Raw genomic sequence first — 17,286 nt, 5'->3', positions numbered from 1 at the left:
CGTATGCGCTGAGCCGGCGGTGGCGCAGCGCGCCCTCGCCACTGACCCCAACCGCCCGGCAGCCGCCGGGACGGTCCGTCGAGCCTCGCTCCGGACCACTGCACGCATACGCACGAAGGACTCTTCTTGACCCACGAGAACCACGACCACACCGAGAACAACGGCGCCCTCAACCCGCGCAGTACCGACCATGAGCCCACCGAGGCGCCCACCCCCGAGGACATCGTCAGCCGCATCCTGTCGCGCACCGGCACGGCCCTGGCCTCGACCGCCGGCGAGCACGACCGCCGCGAGGAGATCGACGACGGCGCCCTCGAGCGCGAGGCCCGCGCCGGAACCCGCCGTGTCGAGGGCCTGAACACCGACCGCGAGGACATCAGCGAGGTCGAGTACCGCCAGGTCCGCCTCGAGCGCGTCGTCCTGGTCGGACTCGAGCTGCCCACAGCCCACGCGAGCACCACCGGCTCGGCCGGAGCCCGCCACGGCAGCGCCGTCGAGCTCGCCGACGCCCAGGACGTCGAGACGAGCCTCGCCGAGCTCGCAGCCCTCGCCGAGACCGCTGGCAGCCACGTCGTCGACGCCCTCATCCAGAAGCGCGACCACCCGGACCCCGCCACCTACCTCGGCTCCGGCAAGGCCAAGGAGCTCGCGGAGATGGTGCGCGACGCTGACGCGGACACCGTCGTCGTCGACGGGGCTCTCGCCCCCTCCCAGCGTCGCGCGCTCGAGGACGTCGTCAACGCCAAGGTCGTCGACCGCACCGCTCTCATCCTCGACATCTTCGCCCAGCACGCCAAGTCCCGGGAGGGCAAGGCCCAGGTCGAGCTCGCCCAGCTCGAGTACCTCCTTCCCCGTCTGCGCGGATGGGGCGACTCCATGTCCCGTCAGGCGGGCGGCCGCGTCGCCGGCGGTGCCGGCATCGGCTCGCGCGGACCCGGTGAGACGAAGATCGAGCTCGATCGCCGTCGCATCCGCGACCGCATGGCCAAGCTCCGCCGCGAGATCAAGGCGATGGCCCCCTCCCGTGAGGTCAAGCGCGGCTCGCGCCGCCGGGGCCCGATCCCGAGCGTGGCGATCGCCGGGTACACGAACGCGGGCAAGTCCTCCCTCATGAACCGGCTCACCGACGCCGGGCTCATGGTGCAGGACGCCCTCTTCGCGACCCTCGACCCGACCGTCCGCAAGGCGGAGACGTCCGACGGACGCGTCTACACGCTCACCGACACGGTCGGCTTCGTCCGCAACCTGCCCCACGAGCTCATCGAGGCCTTCCGCTCCACGCTCGAGGAGGTTGCCGGGGCGGACCTCGTCCTCCACGTCGTCGACGCCGCCCACCCCGACCCGCTCAGCCAGGTCGCCGCCGTCCGCGAGGTCCTCGCCGACATCCCAGGCGCCCTCGACGTCCCCGAGCTCATCGTTCTCAACAAGGCCGACCTCGCCGACCCTGTCACGCTCGCCGCCCTGCGCACGCGCCTGCCCGGCGCCCTCACCGTCTCCGCGTACACGGGGGAGGGGATCGACGAGCTGCGCGCCCGCGTCGACGAGATGCTCCCGCGCCCGGACGTGGCCGTCGACGTCGTCGTGCCCTACTCACGCGGCGACCTCGTCTCCAGGGTCCACGCCGACGGCGAGATCGACGAGGTCTCCTACGTCGAGGAGGGCACGCGGATCCGCGCGCGCGTGGACGCGCCGCTGGCCGCGGAGCTCCGCGCCGCCGACGTCGCCGCCGGCTCCGACGAGCAGTGAGCGACCGCCCGTGAGCAGCAAGGAGACCGAGGTCGAGCGCTCCGAGAAGGCCCTCGCCGAGGCCGTCTCGCGCCTCGGCGGCGCGCCGCGCGAGGGCCAGCTGGAGATGGTGCGCCGCGTCTCCGACGCCGTCGAGACCGGCAGCCACCTCCTCGTCCAGGCCGGCACCGGAACGGGGAAGTCCCTCGGCTACCTCGTGCCGTCGATGGTCCACGCCGTCGACGCGGACGAGCGCACCGTCGTATCGACGGCGACCCTGGCCCTCCAGCGCCAGGTCCTCACCAAGGACGCGCCCCTGGCCGCCGACGCCGTTGAGGCCGTCACGGGCACGCGCCCCACGGTCGCCCTGCTCAAGGGGTGGCAGAACTACGTGTGCAAGCACCGCGTCGAAGGTGGCTACCCGGCCGACGACGCCGACGCGCTCTTCTCCGCCTCCGACGCCACCACCCGCAAGCGGGTCGGCGAGGCGACGACGGCGAGCCTCGGCGAGCAGGTCGTGCGCCTGCGCGAGTGGGCGGCCGAGACCACCACCGGGGACCGCGACGACCTCGTCCCCGGCGTCTCCGACCGCGCCTGGGCCCAGGTCTCCGTCTCCAAGGCCGAGTGCCTGGGGTCCTCCTGCCCCTTCCATGAGGAGTGCTTCCCCGAGCTCGCCCGCGCAGCCGCGGCGGAGGCGGACCTCGTCGTCACCAACCACGCCATGCTCGGCATCGCTGCCGCCGGCAACCCCAACGTCCTGCCCGAGCACGACGTCCTCGTCGTCGACGAGGCCCACGAGCTCGCCGACCGCGTGCGCTCCCAGGGGACCGTCTCACTCTCCGCCTCGGCCGTCGCCCGCGTGGCCTCCACGGTGCGCCGCGACGCCGGCGTCATCGCCACCGAGCTCGAGGCCGCCGGGCAGACCCTCCAGCTGGCGCTCGCCGACCTCCCCGACGGGCGCCTCGCTGACGGGCTCCCGCCCGCCCTGCGCGACGCGCTCGTCCTGCTCGACACCGCTGGACGGCAGGTGGCGAGCGACGTCCGCGAGGCCGCCAAGGCCAGGAAGGGCGACGAGGCGGGGGCAGTCGCCCTGGCGCGCACCGCCGTCGGCGACATGGTCGACGCCGTTGAGCGCATGACCTCCGACTCCGTCGAGAACCACCGCGACGTCGCGTGGATCGAGCGCCCGCGGATGGGGCAGGAGCCTCCGCGTCTCACGCTCGCGCCCATCGACGTCGCCGGCTCCGTGGCGGACACGCTCCTCGCCGACCGCGCCGCCGTCCTCACCTCCGCCACCCTCGCCCTCGGCGGCTCCTTCGACTCGATGGCCCACGCCCTGGGACTCACGCTCTCGGACGCTCCGTGGGACGGGATCGACGTCGGCACTCCCTTCGACTACGCCCGCCAGGGCATCCTCTACACGCCGACGCACCTGCCCAAGCCGGGCTTCGGCATCTCCGAGGCGGCGCTCGACGAGGTCCTCGCCCTCGCGGAGGCGTCCAAGGGCGGGATGCTCGGCCTCTTCTCGTCACGTCGCGCCGCCGAGGACGCGGCCGAGCTCCTGCGCAAGGCCACGGACCTCACGGTCTACGCCCAGGGGGAGGACCAGCTGCCCACACTCGTCGAGGCCTTTGCCGCCGACGAGAACGCGTGCCTGGTGGGGACCCTGTCCCTGTGGCAGGGCGTCGACGTGCCTGGACGAACCTGCCGCCTCGTCGTCATCGACCGGATCCCCTTCCCTCGGCCGGACGACCCTGTCGCCCAGGCACGCTCCGAGGCGGTGCAGGCGGCGGGTGGCAACGGCTTCATGAGCGTCTCGGCGACTCATGCGGCGCTCCTCCTCGCCCAGGGTGCCGGCCGCCTCGTCCGACGGGCGGATGACCGCGGCGTCGTCGCCGTCCTGGACCCGCGCCTGCGCACGGCCCGGTACGGGGGCTTCCTGGCCCGCTCGATGCCGGCGCTGTGGCCCACGCGGGACCGGGACACGGTGCTCGCGGCCCTCGGCCGGCTCTCCGAGGCCGGGGAGTGACGGGGCGCGGCGTGGCGGTCCGGCAGCTGCTCGGGCCGCGACTGCCGCCGGACCTGCGGCGGGTCGCTTGCACCACGACGAGCGACGGCTACCGACCGATCGGTGGGGCAGGACCCTGGGCCCAGGTCGTCTGACGACCGTTTAGCTCCTCACACGGCAGATCGGGCGGATTCCTCGCGGCTGTCCCCCAGGCCGGGTGTCGCCGCGTAGACTCGGCCCTGGACGAGCACGCGAACGTGCTACCCGATCCCGATACCGGAGGAAACAGTGTCCGAGGCCGTCATCACCAACTCCGCGCAGGGCTCCTACCCCGTCAACCCGGGTGGGCGTCCCTCCAAGGTCGCCATCATCGGAGCTGGCGCCGTCGGCTCCACGCTCGCCTACGCCTGCGTCACCAAGGGCGTCGCCCGTGAGGTCGTCCTCCAGGACATCGCCAAGGAGAAGGTCGAGGCCGAGGCCCTCGACATCGCCCAGGGCATCCAGTTCACCTCCGCGGGCTCGGTCCAGGGCTCCGACGACCCGGAGATCTGCCGCGACGCGGACGTCATCGCCATCACCGCGGGCGCCAAGCAGAAGCCCGGCCAGTCCCGCCTCGAGCTTGCCGGCGCCACCGTCGGGATCATGGAGAAGATCCTCCCCAAGCTCGTCGAGGTCGCCCCGAACGCGATCTTCCTCCTGGTCGCCAACCCGGTCGACGTCGTCACCTACTGCTCCAAGAAGATCACCGGTCTGCCGGACAACCAGGTCTTCGGCTCGGGCACGGTGCTCGACACCGCCCGCATGCGCTACCTGCTCTCCCTTGAGACCGGCACCGCCACGCAGAACATCCACGGCTACATCGCCGGTGAGCACGGCGACTCCGAGGTCGCCCTCTGGTCCTCCACCGAGATCGGCGGCGTGCCGATCACGCAGTGGGGCGACTCTGTGCGCGGCGGCGGCATCGACCAGACTGTCCTCGACCGCGTCGCCACCGACGTCGTCCAGTCCGCGTACCGCATCATCGACGGCAAGGGCGTCACCAACTACGCCGTCGGTCTGGCCGTCCAGCGCATCATCTCCGCCATCCTCAATGACGAGCAGCGCGTGCTCACCATCTCCCCGGTCCTGCAGGACTGGCACGGGATCTCCGACGTCTGCATGTCGGTTCCGACGATCGTCGGCCGCGAGGGCGCCGGCCGTCGTCTTGAGCTCCCGCTCACGGACGATGAGCTCACGCGTCTGACCGAGTCCGCCTCACGCCTCCGTGAGGCGGCCCGCGGCCTGGGCTACTGACGCAGGGCTGACGTGGCGCAGGAGTCTCTCCGGCACTGATCACGCGAAGGAGGCCGGGGCCCCGACGGGGTCCCGGCCTCCTTCGCGTGCTGGAGGAAGGGCGAGGTGCGCTCAGAGCGCGCGCAGGACGGTGACGACCTTGCCCATGATGGTCGCCTCGTCACCGGGGATCGGCGCGTAGTCCGGGTTGCGGGGGAGGAGCCACTGGTGCCCGTCACGTCGCGAGAGCACCTTGACCGTTGCTGAGGCGCCGTCGACGTCCTCCAGCATCGCGGCGACGACGTCTCCGTTCGACGCGTCCGCCTGGGCCCGCACGACGACCCAGTCTCCGTCGCAGATGGCGGCGTCGATCATCGAGTCACCGTGGACCTCGAGCATGAAGAGCTCGCCGTCGCCGGTGAGGCGACGGGGGAGCGCCATGACGTCCTCGACGTCCTGCTCGGCGAGGATGGGAGATCCGGCTGCGATGCGGCCGACCAAGGGGACCGCCACCGCCTCTCCCTCGCCGACGCCCGGCAGCTGAGGGAGCGCAGGCGGCTCGGCGCCGGCTCTGTGCGAGTCGAGGTCGACGACGGCGGCGCTCGGTGCCTCCTCCGTGGTGCCCCCCGGGACGATCACCTCGAGGGCGCGAGGCCGCTTCGGGTCGCGGCGGACGAGCCCGAGCCGCTCGAGCTTGTCGAGCTGGTGCTTGACCGAGGAGGGACTCGTCAGGCCCACCTGCGCCCCGATCTCGCGCATGGAGGGCGGGTAGCCGTGGGTCGTGACCGCCTCTCGGACAGCCTCGTAGACGGCCCGTGCGCGCGCGTCGAGCGAGTGCAGTGCCTGCGCGGCGTCGTCCGTGTCCGTGAGCGGGGTGGTCATGACGGTGTCCTCGATCCGGGGCGGTCCGGCTGAGCCGGGACCCCTGGTGGTTAAGGGGGCCGAATTCGTGTCAGTGGCCGGTGGTGGTCTTGACGGGTCAAGCCTACGGGCGATCGACCGAGCGTTCAAACATGAGTTCGAACCCGCTCTGGACGTGTCGCCCATGGACGGATATCGTATCGAACAGGTGTTCGTCGAACACGTGTTCCCCAGGAGGATTCCCATGAGTGCTCTCGCTGCCATCCCCGCGCCCCGCCTTCGCGCCGTCCCCAGCGCCTCTCGCCCGGGTCGCGCTGGCGCTCCGCGCCGTCCGCACCTTCGCCTCGTGACGTCCGACTTCGTCCCGGAGCCCCGCCGCAACGCCGCCGTCGAGCTCCCGGTCGAGGTCACGCGCCGCCCCGCCCTGCCTGTCGCCGCCCGCCCGGCGGATGGTTCCCTTCCGCGCTCGCAGCGTCGGCTGCGCCGCACGGTCCGCGCCGTCTCCTCGGCACCGGTGGACGCCGTGGACGCGGCCGTCGGCGTGGGCGCCGGCCGAACCGCCGTCCGTGAGGACGCTCCGGTCGTCTCCTCGGCTCCCTCGGAGCGCCGCTCCTCGCAGCGCGTCGTCTCCGCGACCCCCGCCACCGGGCTCACGGTGCTCCCCGTCGTCGTGCGACGCGCCGTCGTCGCCGGCGCGGTGGTCCTCGCTGCGGTCGTCCTCGCCGCCGTCGGCATCATCGCCTCGGGCGCCGTCCAGGCCGACGCCGCCGTTCTCACCCGCACCACCGTCGCCACCGTCCAGTCCGGCGAGTCCCTCTGGGACGTCGCAGCGGCCACCGGCACCTCGGACGTGCGCGAGACGATGGCGCAGATCGCTGAGCTCAACTCTCTCAGCGGCTCCACCCTTGAGGCCGGTCAGACCCTGGTGGTGCCGGCTCACTGATCCGCGGTCCTCATGCGCAGCGCGCCTCCAGGCGTGCTCGGTCGCTTGGAGCCCCTGACCGCTCGGCGTCCCGCCCCCGCAGCGGCGGTGGTGTGGTCGGGCCGTCGAGGGCGTGAGGTGGTCGTCGTGCCGCTTGCCACCCCGGTGGTGCGCGCCTACGCTCCGAGGGACTGACCCCGCATCCCCGGAGAGGACCCGCGCGTGCACTGTCCCTTCTGCCGCTACGACGGCTCACGCGTCGTGGACTCGCGGACCTCCGAGGACGGCCTCTCCATCCGGCGCCGCCGCGAGTGCCCTGAGTGCGGTCGGCGCTTCACCACGACCGAGACCGCCAGCCTCTCCGTGCGCAAGCGCTCGGGCGCGGTCGAGCCCTTCTCCCGCGACAAGGTCATCGTCGGCGTGCGGCGCGCCTGCCAGGGCCGGCCCGTCTCCGACGACGACCTCGCCTATCTGGCTCACAAGGTCGAGGAGACGATTCGCTCCTCCGGCCAGGCCATCATCGACTCCCACGACGTCGGCCTCGCGATCCTCGGCCCCTTGCGGGACCTCGATGAGATCGCCTACCTGCGCTTCGCCTCCGTCTACTCCGACTTCAGCTCGCTCGACGACTTCGAGGAGGCCATCGCCGAGCTGCGCGCCGCGCACGCCGAGCGGGGCGCCGCTGAGGCCTGAACGGGCACTGAGCGCGCGTCCCCGAGCGTTCAGTCTCGAGCGCTCAGTGGCAGGCGTCCCGCTGACCGCAGGGTCGGACGAGGGACCGTCGCCGCGCAGGAGCACCAGGCGGTGGACCGCGAGGACCGTGTGCGCCGCGCAGGCACCGTGGCCGGCCGCTCATCGGTTCCCGTCCAGGGTCACCGTGCGTCGATCGTCTCCACGAGGCTCTCGACGAGCCTCGGCCACGTCCACTCCGACTGCATGAGCTCGCGGCCGGCGGCGCCCATCCGCGCACGCTCCTCGGGGCTGGTGAGCAGCCGCACCAGGGCGGCGACGAGCGCGTCCTCGTCGCGGCCGTCCACGACGAGACCGGTCACCCCCTCCGTCACCGTCTCCGGCGCACCGCCGCTCGTACCCGCGATGACCGGCACGCCCGCGGCCGAGGCCTCGAGGAAGACGATGCCGAGGCCCTCGACGTCGAGCCCACCGCCGCGCGTCCGGCACGGCATGGCGAAGAGGTCGCTCATCGCGACGTGCCGGGGCAGCTCCTCGTAGGGGACCTTGCCCGTGAGGATGATGTGGTCCCGCACGGGGGAGCGGCGCTTGAGCTGCGCGAGGCGCTTCGCGTACGGTCCCCAGCCGACGACGACGAGCCGGGCGTCCGGCACCTGCTCGACGACGCGCGGCCAGGCCTCGATGAGCGAGTCCTGACCCTTGCGCCGCACCAGCCGCGACACGCACACGACCGTCGGGGCGTCGGCGAGGCCGTAGCGCTCGCGCAGACGCGCCCGGGCGTCCGCGTCCGGGTGGAACCGGTCGACGTCGATGCCGCTCGGCAGACGCAGCGTGCGCGCCTCCGCGGGCATGAAGGGCCGCAGCCGTCCCAGCGTGTACTCGGAGATGTACGTGATGACGTCCGCGCCGGAGAAGATCCTCTCCAGGAGCTGGCGCGCCCCCGGGATCATCGACCAGCCGACCTCGTGGCCGTGCGTCGTCGCGATGACGCGGCTCGCACCGGCGGCCCGCGCCGCCCGCCCCAGCAGGCCGAGCGGCGCGGCGGCGCCGAACCAGACCGTCTCGACGCCGCGCTCCCGGATGATCGACTGCATCCGGGAGCGCACGTCGGGTGTCGGCAGGAGCACGTGCGTGGGCATGCGCACGACCTCGAAGGGGACCGTGGCGTCGTAGGCGGCGGCCGCCTCCGGCCCCTCGGGCGGGGTCGAGCACAGGACGATGAGGTCCTCGGCCGGCAGGCGTCTCGTGTAGTCCTCGAGGTAGGACTGGATCCCGCCCACGACGGGCGGGAAGTCGTTCGTCACCAGCAGGGTCGTGCGCATGCCCGCGAGTCTACGGTCGGCGTCAGGCGCTGGCCCGGACGCCCTCGCGACGCGTCCGGACGACGGCCCCGGATCGGGGCATCGTCGGCATCGTCTTGAGGTCGACGTCGAGGCCCGCGCGGGACAGCTCGACCTCCGGGAGGCACAGGGCTGCGACCGTCGTCGTGAGGGAGTCGACGACGATGCGCTCGCCCGGGCAGCGGTGGCCCGTGTGCACGTCGGCGCCGCCCTGCGGGATGAAGGAGGCGTTCGCCTCGGCCTCGGCCTTCGACGTGCCGAGGAACCGCTCGGGGTCGAAGACCTCAGGGGCGCTCCACGCCGTCGGGTCGGTGTTCGTGCCGAGGACGTCGAGGACCACGCGGTCCCCGGCAACGATCTGCTCGCCGTCGACCTCGAAGTCGGTGCGCGCGAATGCAGGCAGCATCGGCACGAAGGGAGAGAGACGGCGCACCTCCTGCGCGACTGCCTGCGCCACGGGCCCGTCCGTGAGGGCGCCGCCGCGGGAGGCCGTCTCCTCACGCACGCGCTCGAGCCACTCCGGGTTCTCGACGAGGTCCTTGGCGGCGAAGGCCGCGAAGCGGGCGACGGCGACGTGCGGCCGGATGCAGTTCTGGAGCTCCAGGCCGGCCGTGCGCGGGTCGAGCAGCGTGCCGTCGGGCTCGCGGTAGGCGGCCCACTCGTGCAGGGCCGTGCCCGGGGCGGCCGTGCGGCGGCCGGAGCGCTGCTCGCGGATGAGACGCGCGAACCAGGCGTCGGTGCGGTAGCGGTCGACCCAGGCGCGGGCATGATCGAGGTTGACGTGACCGAAGCCCTCGACGATGTCGCCGAGGCGCTTGGCCTGGACGTCGAGCTCCGAGTCCGGGCCCTCGATCCCGGCCCAGCGCAGGGAGGCACGGCCGTAGGCGATGACCATGGCGTCGTAGACGGTCTCCGGGTACTTGGCCCAACGGGCGACCGCCTCGCGGACCTCGGCCTCGACGAGGGGCTTGATCCGGTCGACCTGCTCCTGCTCGTAGCACACGGCCACGAAGAGCTCCTTGCGAGCCAGGTGGGGCTCGCCGTCGAGGGAGTGGACGGAGCCCTTGCCGAAGAGCGAGCCCTGGATGGGAGTCGGCATCGCGCCGTGGCGCTCGATGAGCTCCGGGTCGTAGAAGGTCGGGACGGCGCCCGAGCCGCGCAGCGCGTGCGCGCGTCGGCCGAGCAGGCCGAACCGGAACGGGCGGTCGTCGTCGGCGCCCGTGCGCTCCTCGCGCAGGGTGGGCAGGAAGCGGTAGCCGAGCCGCAGGAGGGAGAGCGTGTCGTCCTCCCCCCGGTGGAAGGGGCAGCCTCCTCCTGTCGTCGAGGTGCTCGGGGAGGTGTTCGAGGTGCTCATGGGAGCTCCTTCCGTCAGTGTGGTCTCCGCCACGCTACGGTCGCGAGGCCGATCGTGCGCGCCGAAAAGCGTTGTTTCGGCCCAGCGCGCACCCGGGCACGTTCCTGTTGACTCGCGGCGTCGACAGTGGCCTCCGGTCGTGCGCGACCGCCCCGACCGAGCACGGCTGCTCGGTCGGGGCGGTCACCCGCAGGGCTGGTAGCGGCTCGGCCGGTCGCGCCCGGCTCAGCCCTCCTCGGAGTTGCGGAGCGCCTCGCTCAGCCGGCGGGCGGCCGCCATGACGACGGGGCCGTGGACGCGGCCCGGCTGGCGGCCCATCCGCTCGATGGGGCCGGAGATGGACACGGCGGCGATGACCTTGCCGCTCGCCCCGCGCACGGGGGCGGAGACGCTCGCGACGCCGGGCTCGCGCTCGCCGACCGACTGCGCCCAGCCGCGACGGCGCACGGCGGAGAGCATGGTGGCGTTGAAGCGGGAGCCGACGAGGCCGCGGTGGAGGCGGTCCGGTTCCTCCCAGGCGAGGAGCACCTGGGCCCCTGAGCCGCCGAGCATGGACATGGTGGCGCCGACGGGGATGGAGTCGCGTAGGCCGATGGGGCGCTCGGCGTTGGCGACGCAGATGCGGACGTCGCCCTGGCGGCGGTAGAGCTGGGCGGACTCGTGGGTCTTGTCGCGCAGGGCGGCGAGCACGGGGCCCGCGGCGGACAGCAGGTGGTCCTCACCGGCGGCGGTGGCCAGCTCGGACAGGCGCGGCCCCAGGATGAAGCGGCCCTGGGAGTCGCGGGAGACGAGCCGGTGGAACTCCAGCGCGACCGCGATGCGGTGCGCGGTGGGGCGCGCCAGGTGGGTGGAGGTGACCAGCTGGGCGAGGGTGGCGGGCCCTGCCTCCAGCGCGCTCATGACTAGTGTGGCCTTGTCGATGACGCCAACGCCGCTGCTGCTCTCGGTCTCGCTCGAAGCGTCCATACTCTGATATTGCCATCCCACGCAGTGAGATATCAAGTGAGCGTTCCTCCAGAAACGCCGTCTCCGTGCGTGAAGGAGGCTGCGGGGCGACGAGCCCCACGGCGCTCGGGCCGAACAGGTCCCGACCGCGGCCCGATCGTGCCCCTCCGTCTCACACGTCGACGCCACCGACCCGCCCGTGGGCGGCCTCGGTAACCTCCCCTCCAGCCTCGCGGCAGCGCCCCCAGCGGCGCGGGCCGCACGCCGTCTTGCAAGGCCCGCAGCGCGGGCACCCCCTCGAAAGGAAGCGCAGCGATGGGACTCACCCTCGCCGAGAAGGTCTGGCGCGACCACGTCGTCTCCCAGGGCACCGACGGTGCCCCCGACCTGCTCTACATCGACCTTCACCTCGTCCACGAGGTCACCAGCCCTCAGGCCTTCGAGGGCCTTCGGCTCGTCGGCCGCACCGTCCGCCGCCCCGACCTCACGCTCGCCACCGAGGACCACAACACCCCGACGCTCGACATCGACCTGCCGATCGCCGACGTCACGAGCCGCACCCAGATCGAGACCCTCCGCAAGAACTGCGAGGAGTTCGGGGTGCGCATCCACTCCCTCGGTGACGCGGACCAGGGCATCGTCCACGCCGTCGGCCCCCAGCTCGGGCTCACGCAGCCCGGCATGACCGTCGTCTGCGGCGACTCCCACACCTCGACCCACGGCGCCTTCGGCGCCCTCGCCTTCGGCATCGGCACGAGCCAGGTCGAGCACGTCCTGGCCACCCAGACCCTCCAGATGGCGCCCTTCAAGACGATGAGCGTCCGGATCGACGGCGACCTGCCGGCCGGCGCCGGCGCGAAGGACATCATCCTGGCCATCATCGCCAAGATCGGCACCAATGGGGCCCAGGGCCACGTCATCGAGTACCGCGGCCGCGCCATCGAGCAGCTCTCGATGGAGGCCCGCATGACCATCTGCAACATGTCCATCGAGGGCGGCGCCCGCGCCGGCATGATCGCCCCCGACGAGACCACCTTCGAGTACCTCAAGGGCCGTCCGCACGCCCCCGAGGGCGAGGACTGGGACGCTGCCGTCGAGTACTGGCGCTCCCTGCGCACGGACGACGACGCCGTCTTCGACACGGAGGTCGTCCTCGAGGCCGAGGACATCGAGCCCTACGTCACCTGGGGCACCAACCCCGGTCAGGGCCTGCCCATCTCCGGCTCGGTCCCCGTCCCGGAGGAGATCGCCGACGAGACCCAGCGCCTCGCCGCCGAGCGCGCCATCGAGTACATGGACCTCACGCCCGGCACGCCGCTGCGGGACATCAAGGTCGACACCGTGTTCCTCGGGTCGTGCACCAACGGCCGCATCGAGGACCTCCGCGCCGCCGCCGAGGTCGTCAAGGGCCGCACCAAGGCCGAGGGTCTGCGCATGCTCGTCGTGCCCGCCTCCGCCCGGATCCGCATCCAGGCCGAGGAGGAGGGGCTCGACAAGGTCTTCACCGACTTCGGTGCCGAGTGGCGCAACGCCGGCTGCTCCATGTGCCTGGCCATGAACTCGGACAAGCTCGCCCCCGGTGAGCGCAGCGCCTCGACGTCGAACCGCAACTTCGAGGGGCGTCAGGGCAAGGGCGGTCGCACGCACCTCGTCTCGCCGGTCGTCGCCGCCGCCACGGCGGTGCGCGGCACGCTGTCCACGCCCGCCGACCTGCCTGCCCTCGAGCCCGTCGCCTGAGCCGGAGAGAAGGAACCCAGCCATGGAGAAGTTCATCCGCCACACCGGCGTCGGCGCCCCGCTGCGCCGCAGCGCCGTCGACACCGACCAGATCATCCCGGCCGTCTACCTCAAGCGCATCACCCGCACCGGCTTCGACGACGCCCTCTTCGCGGGCTGGCGCGCGGGCGAGGCCGACTTCGTCCTCAACCAGGACGCCTACAAGCGTGCGAGCGTCCTCGTCGCCGGCCCCGACTTCGGCACCGGCTCCTCCCGTGAGCACGCCGTGTGGGCCCTCAAGGACTACGGCTTCAAGGTCGTCCTCGCACCGCGCTTCGCGGACATCTTCCGCGGGAACGCCGGGAAGCAGGGGCTCGTCGCCGGCGTCATCACCCAGGAGGACGCCGAGCAGCTCTGGAAGATCCTCGAGACCGAACCCGGCACCGAGGTGACCGTCGACCTCGAGGAGCGCACCGTCACCGCCGCCGGCTTCCGCACCACCTTCCAGATCGACGACTACGTGCGCTGGACCCTCATGGAGGGGCTCGACGACATCTCCCTCACCCTCCAGCACGAGGACGAGATCGCCGCCTACGAGAAGGCCCGCCCAGCCTTCAAGCCGCGCACCCTGCCCGCCAAGCACCTGCCCGCTGCCGAGGTCGTCCCGGCCCGCGCCGTCGAGCTCGGCACGCCGACGCTCCGTCCGGGGGCCTGAGCCCCTCGCCCACCCGGAGCCGACCGGGCCACCGGGTCGTACCGAGCCTGGTCGCACCGTCCTGTCGCCCCACTCACGCCGCCCCACCGTCGCACGCCGACGGCGGGGCGGCGCCGTGCCAGCGCCGCGGACCAGTGCGCGGGCCGGTTCGGGGACGCCTGCCGTCTCGCGCCGCTGAGGCGCACGCCACGGGCCGTTCGCCCACGGCGCGCCGCCCACCGCCGCCCACCGCACCGAGGTCCCCCTATGCTGGGACGGCCCTGGGAACCTGCACCTGGGGCCGCGCGCGGTCCGGCACCTGCCGGTCCACCCCACCCGCGCGCACCACGGCTCCACGGGAGGTACGCATGGTCGACGGTCTGCTCCAGGTCCAGGGCGGGCGCCCGCTCACCGGTGAGATCACCGTGCGCGGCGCGAAGAACCTCGTCCCCAAGGCCATGGTGGCCGCGCTCCTGGGCACGACCCCGTCCGTCCTGCGCAACGTCCCCGTCATCCGCGACGTCGACGTCGTCTCCGGGCTCCTGTCGCTCCACGGCGTCGAGATCGACTACGACCAGACCGAGGGCGTCCTGCGCCTCGACCCGTCGAGCGTCGAGACCGCTCACATGGCCGACATCGACGCCCACGCCGGCTCCTCGCGCATCCCGATCCTCTTCTGCGGCCCGCTCCTCCACCGACTCGGAGAGGCCTTCATCCCCGACCTCGGCGGATGCCGCATCGGCGACCGCCCCATCGACTACCACCTCAACATCCTGCGCCAGTTCGGCGCCACCGTGGACAAGCTCGACGCGGGCATCCACATCACCGCGCCCGTGGGCCTCCACGGCACGGTCATCGACCTGCCCTACCCGAGCGTCGGCGCCACCGAGCAGACGCTGCTCACGGCCGTGCGCGCGGACGGCCTCACCGAGCTGCGAGGCGCCGCCGTCGAGCCCGAGATCATGGACCTCGTCGACGTCCTGCAGAAGATGGGTGCGATTATCTCGGTCGACACCGACCGCACCATCCACGTCGAGGGCGTCGACGAGCTCGTCGGCTACAACCACGCGGCCCTCCCGGACCGCATCGAGACCGCCTCCTGGGCCTCCGCGGCCCTGGCCACCCGCGGTGACGTCCTCGTCCGCGGCGCGCACCAGAGCGACATGACGACCTTTCTCAACGTCTTCCGCAAGGTCGGCGGCGCCTTCGACGTCCGCGACGACGGCATCCGCTTCTGGCACCCGGGCGGCGACCTCAAGCCCGCCGTCGTCGAGACCAACGTCCACCCCGGCTTCATGACGGACTGGCAGCAGCCCCTCGTCGTCGCCCTCACCCAGGCCGAGGGCCTCTCGATCGTCCACGAGACGGTCTACGAGAACCGCTTCGGCTTCACCCGGGCCCTGAACAAGATGGGCGCCCAGATCCAGGTCTACCGCGAGTGCCTCGGCGGGACCGCGTGCCGCTTCGGGCAGCGCAACTTCTACCACTCTGCCGTCATCTCCGGGCCGACGCCGCTGCACGGCGCTGACATCGTCGTGCCGGACCTGCGCGGTGGCTTCTCCCACCTCATCGCCGCGCTCGCCGCCGAGGGCACGAGCCGGGTCGAGGGCGTCAACCTCATCGACCGCGGCTACGAGAACTTTATGGGCAAGCTCCGGGCCCTTGAGGCGGACGTCACCCGTCTCGCCTGAGGCGCCTCCCAGGACTGGAACCTCCGCGCGCCGCTCCCGACGGGGAGCGCTCCCCACGGCTCCGGACGACGCCGCCGCGCCCACCGGTGCGGCGGCGCCGTCGCGTCCGGGGCCCGGCGGCTACCCTGGTGGGGTGGCCACTCGACGCATGACCCCCTTCTACCGCTTCGCCGCCCGCGGCGCGATCATCCCGTTCCTCAAGGGCGTGAGCCGCCAGCACGTCACGGGCGCGGAGAACATCCCCAGGGACCGCGGCTTCATCGCCGTCGCGAACCACCTCTCGGACCTGGACTCCCTCACGGCCATGCGCGCCCTCGTCGACGAGGACGTCCCGATCTACTCCCTCATCAAGTCCGGGCTCTACGACGCCCCCGTGCTCGGGCACGTCTTCAAGGCCGGCGGGCAGATCCCCGTCTACCGCGGCACCGCCAAGGCGGGCGACGCCCTCGTCGAGGCCGAGCGACGCCTGGCCCTGGGCGACCCCATCATGATCTTCCCCGAGGGCACCCTCTCAAGAGACCCCCTGCGCTGGCCCATGACCGGCAAGACCGGTGCCGCCCGCCTCGCCATGCGCACCGGCGTGCCCGTGCTCCCCATGGGGCAGTGGGGCGCCCACGAGATCCTCGACACCTACAACAAGAGCTTCCGGCCCTTCCCGCGCAAGGACGTCGAGGTGCGAATCGGGGAGCCGCTCGACCTCACGAGCTTCGGCTCCGACGTCGAGGACAAGGAGACCGTGCGCGCCTGCACCGCCGAGATCATGCGAGCCATCACCACCCTCGTCGAGGAGATCCGCGGCCAGAGGGCGCCCCGTCCCTTTGACATGAAGTACGACGGCGACCCCGGCAAGGGCCGTCTCGGTACCCGCCGCCCCGACCCGAGCACGGGGGAGACCGCCCCCGATGCCACGGCAAGCGACCCCTCACCTGCGCGCGGCGAGAAGGAGCCGCCCACGGGCCCCGACGTGGCCGCCGACGAGCCGGGACAGCCCGCGTGAGCGCCGCCGCCCCGTCGACGGCGCCCGTGGAGCCGCTGCCCTTCGAGCGCGCCGCCGTCATCGGCTCGGGCGCCTGGGGCACGACCTTCGCCTGCCTCCTTGGCGAGGTCGGTGTCCCGACGACCGTCTGGGCCCGCCGCGAGGAGGTCGCCCGCGAGATCACCGGCGGCACCAACGAGCGCTACGTCCCGGGCCGCCGCCTCCCGGAGGCCGTCACCGGCACGAGCGACCTGGCCGCCGCCGTCGACGGCGCCGGCCTCGTCGTCGTCGCCGTCCCCTCCCAGTCCGCCCGCGGCGTCCTCGCCCCGCTCGCCGGTGCCCACGCGGACGACGCCGCCGCCGTCTCCCTCATGAAGGGCGTCGAGCTCGGCACCGGGATGCGCATGAGCCAGGTCCTTGGCGAGGCTCTCGCCCTGCCCGAGGAGCGTGTCGCCGTCGTCTCGGGCCCCAACCTCGCCGACGAGATCGCCGCCGGGCAGCCGACCGCGACCGTCGTCGCTGCCCGCGACCAGGAGCTCGCCGCCCGCGTGGCCGCCGCCTGCGCCACGAGCACCTTCCGGCCCTACACGAACGCCGACGTCCTCGGCGTCGAGCTGTGCGGCGCCGTCAAGAACGTCATCGCCCTGGCCGTGGGCTGCGCCGTCGGGTGCGGCTTCGGGGACAACTCCAAGGCCACGATCATCACGCGCGGCCTCGTCGAGATCACTCGCCTCGGACTCGCTCTCGGGGCCAGCCCGGAGACCTTCGCCGGCCTGGCCGGCATGGGCGACCTCGTCGCCACCTGCTCCTCGCCGCTGAGCCGCAACCAGACCTTCGGCCGGCACCTCGGCGAGGGGATGAGCGTCGAGGAGGCGGCCGCCGCCTCACGCGGCGTCGCCGAGGGCGCCAGGTCGGCGCGCGCCGTCCTCGACCTCGCCACCTCGCACGGCGTCGACATGCCGATCACCGCGGGCGTCGTCGCCGTCGTGGAGGGCGCCGCCAGCGTCGACGAGGTCACCGACGCGCTCCTGTCCCGTCCCCGCAAGACCGAGGGCGTCCACGGCGCCACCCTCAGCTGAGGGCGGCCCCCGG

General features: G+C 72.8%; 14 protein-coding genes. 10 read left to right on the top strand and 4 right to left on the bottom strand.

What is annotated here, in order from left to right; translation table 11 throughout:
* Window positions 1-222: 222 nt before the first annotated feature.
* The 3 genes from hflX to IXW69_RS02655 all read left to right on the top strand — a co-directional run bounded on the left by hflX (window position 223) and on the right by IXW69_RS02655 (window position 5,026).
* The gene (gene hflX, locus IXW69_RS02665) at window positions 223-1,746 is read left to right on the top strand and encodes a GTPase HflX (RefSeq protein ID WP_323745143.1); all 1,524 of its coding nucleotides are present in this window, start codon (window positions 223-225) and stop codon (window positions 1,744-1,746) included.
* Between the two features lie 106 nt (window positions 1,747-1,852).
* A complete protein-coding gene (locus IXW69_RS02660) occupies window positions 1,853-3,754 on the top strand; it encodes an ATP-dependent DNA helicase (protein WP_194784946.1) in 1,902 nt (633 codons plus the stop codon).
* A 267-nt stretch (window positions 3,755-4,021) separates the two neighbouring features.
* Window positions 4,022-5,026, top strand: coding sequence for an L-lactate dehydrogenase (locus tag IXW69_RS02655; protein WP_194784849.1), 1,005 nt, complete (start codon window positions 4,022-4,024; stop codon window positions 5,024-5,026).
* A gap of 111 nt (window positions 5,027-5,137) precedes the next feature.
* Here the strand turns inward: IXW69_RS02655 and lexA are convergent, their stop codons facing one another.
* Window positions 5,138-5,887, bottom strand: a complete 750-nt coding sequence (gene lexA, locus IXW69_RS02650; protein WP_194784848.1) for a transcriptional repressor LexA — start codon at window positions 5,885-5,887, stop codon at window positions 5,138-5,140.
* A 325-nt stretch (window positions 5,888-6,212) separates the two neighbouring features.
* On the opposite strand from lexA, the gene IXW69_RS11855 reads away from it, so the two are divergent.
* Both IXW69_RS11855 and nrdR read left to right on the top strand, forming a co-directional pair.
* Complete coding sequence (locus IXW69_RS11855) at window positions 6,213-6,809, top strand: LysM peptidoglycan-binding domain-containing protein (RefSeq protein WP_323745135.1); 597 nt, start codon at window positions 6,213-6,215, stop codon at window positions 6,807-6,809.
* Window positions 6,810-7,010: 201 nt separating this feature from the next.
* Complete coding sequence (nrdR, locus tag IXW69_RS02640) at window positions 7,011-7,481, top strand: transcriptional regulator NrdR (protein ID WP_194784847.1); 471 nt, start codon at window positions 7,011-7,013, stop codon at window positions 7,479-7,481.
* 179 nt (window positions 7,482-7,660) lie between these two features.
* Here nrdR and IXW69_RS02635 read toward each other — a convergent pair whose 3' ends face one another.
* The 3 genes from IXW69_RS02635 to IXW69_RS02625 all read right to left on the bottom strand — a co-directional run bounded on the left by IXW69_RS02635 (window position 7,661) and on the right by IXW69_RS02625 (window position 11,138).
* Window positions 7,661-8,800 (bottom strand): glycosyltransferase family 4 protein, encoded by a 1,140-nt coding sequence (locus tag IXW69_RS02635; protein WP_194784846.1) that lies wholly within the window; start codon window positions 8,798-8,800, stop codon window positions 7,661-7,663.
* A gap of 22 nt (window positions 8,801-8,822) precedes the next feature.
* Window positions 8,823-10,172 carry a cytochrome P450 gene (locus IXW69_RS02630; RefSeq protein WP_194784845.1) on the bottom strand — a complete coding sequence of 450 codons (1,350 nt, stop codon included), beginning with the start codon at window positions 10,170-10,172 and terminating at the stop codon, window positions 8,823-8,825.
* 225 nt (window positions 10,173-10,397) lie between these two features.
* Window positions 10,398-11,138: an IclR family transcriptional regulator gene (locus IXW69_RS02625; RefSeq protein ID WP_194784844.1), complete on the bottom strand. Its 741-nt coding sequence runs from the start codon at window positions 11,136-11,138 to the stop codon at window positions 10,398-10,400.
* Between the two features lie 294 nt (window positions 11,139-11,432).
* Here IXW69_RS02625 and leuC point away from each other — a divergent pair, with 294 nt between their 5' ends.
* The 5 genes from leuC (at window position 11,433) to IXW69_RS02600 (ending at window position 17,273) form a co-directional block, all read left to right on the top strand.
* Complete coding sequence (gene leuC / locus IXW69_RS02620) at window positions 11,433-12,854, top strand: 3-isopropylmalate dehydratase large subunit (protein WP_194784843.1); 1,422 nt, start codon at window positions 11,433-11,435, stop codon at window positions 12,852-12,854.
* 22 nt (window positions 12,855-12,876) lie between these two features.
* Window positions 12,877-13,548 (top strand): 3-isopropylmalate dehydratase small subunit, encoded by a 672-nt coding sequence (gene leuD, locus IXW69_RS02615; protein ID WP_194784842.1) that lies wholly within the window; start codon window positions 12,877-12,879, stop codon window positions 13,546-13,548.
* Window positions 13,549-13,895: 347 nt separating this feature from the next.
* Complete coding sequence (murA, locus tag IXW69_RS02610) at window positions 13,896-15,218, top strand: UDP-N-acetylglucosamine 1-carboxyvinyltransferase (RefSeq protein ID WP_194784841.1); 1,323 nt, start codon at window positions 13,896-13,898, stop codon at window positions 15,216-15,218.
* Between the two features lie 148 nt (window positions 15,219-15,366).
* Window positions 15,367-16,215, top strand: a complete 849-nt coding sequence (locus IXW69_RS02605) for a lysophospholipid acyltransferase family protein (protein WP_194784944.1) — start codon at window positions 15,367-15,369, stop codon at window positions 16,213-16,215.
* Entirely contained in the window at window positions 16,212-17,273 is a 1,062-nt protein-coding gene (locus IXW69_RS02600) for an NAD(P)H-dependent glycerol-3-phosphate dehydrogenase (protein ID WP_194784840.1), read from the top strand. Before IXW69_RS02605 ends, IXW69_RS02600 begins: the two co-directional genes overlap by 4 nt.
* Window positions 17,274-17,286: the final 13 nt, after the last annotated feature.

Origin of the sequence: Actinomyces haliotis, assembly GCF_015355765.1 — a bacterium.
GTDB lineage: Bacteria > Actinomycetota > Actinomycetes > Actinomycetales > Actinomycetaceae > Actinomyces > Actinomyces haliotis.
Note: the sequence above shows the minus strand (reverse complement) of the source record. Positions and strands in the feature narration are given on the sequence as shown.

What these genes read in the sequence shown, in the direction of transcription:
- IXW69_RS02660 (WP_194784946.1), top strand. Translation starts at nt 1,853, where the DNA reads ATGGTGCGCCGCGTCTCCGACGCCGTCGAGACCGGCAGCCACCTCCTC.
- IXW69_RS02605 (WP_194784944.1), top strand. Translation starts at nt 15,367, where the DNA reads ATGACCCCCTTCTACCGCTTCGCCGCCCGCGGCGCGATCATCCCGTTC.
- leuC (WP_194784843.1), top strand. Translation starts at nt 11,433, where the DNA reads ATGGGACTCACCCTCGCCGAGAAGGTCTGGCGCGACCACGTCGTCTCC.
- IXW69_RS02630 (WP_194784845.1), bottom strand. Translation starts at nt 10,172, where the DNA reads ATGAGCACCTCGAACACCTCCCCGAGCACCTCGACGACAGGAGGAGGC.
- murA (WP_194784841.1), top strand. Translation starts at nt 13,896, where the DNA reads ATGGTCGACGGTCTGCTCCAGGTCCAGGGCGGGCGCCCGCTCACCGGT.
- leuD (WP_194784842.1), top strand. Translation starts at nt 12,877, where the DNA reads ATGGAGAAGTTCATCCGCCACACCGGCGTCGGCGCCCCGCTGCGCCGC.
- IXW69_RS02625 (WP_194784844.1), bottom strand. Translation starts at nt 11,138, where the DNA reads ATGGACGCTTCGAGCGAGACCGAGAGCAGCAGCGGCGTTGGCGTCATC.
- IXW69_RS02635 (WP_194784846.1), bottom strand. Translation starts at nt 8,800, where the DNA reads ATGCGCACGACCCTGCTGGTGACGAACGACTTCCCGCCCGTCGTGGGC.
- lexA (WP_194784848.1), bottom strand. Translation starts at nt 5,887, where the DNA reads ATGACCACCCCGCTCACGGACACGGACGACGCCGCGCAGGCACTGCAC.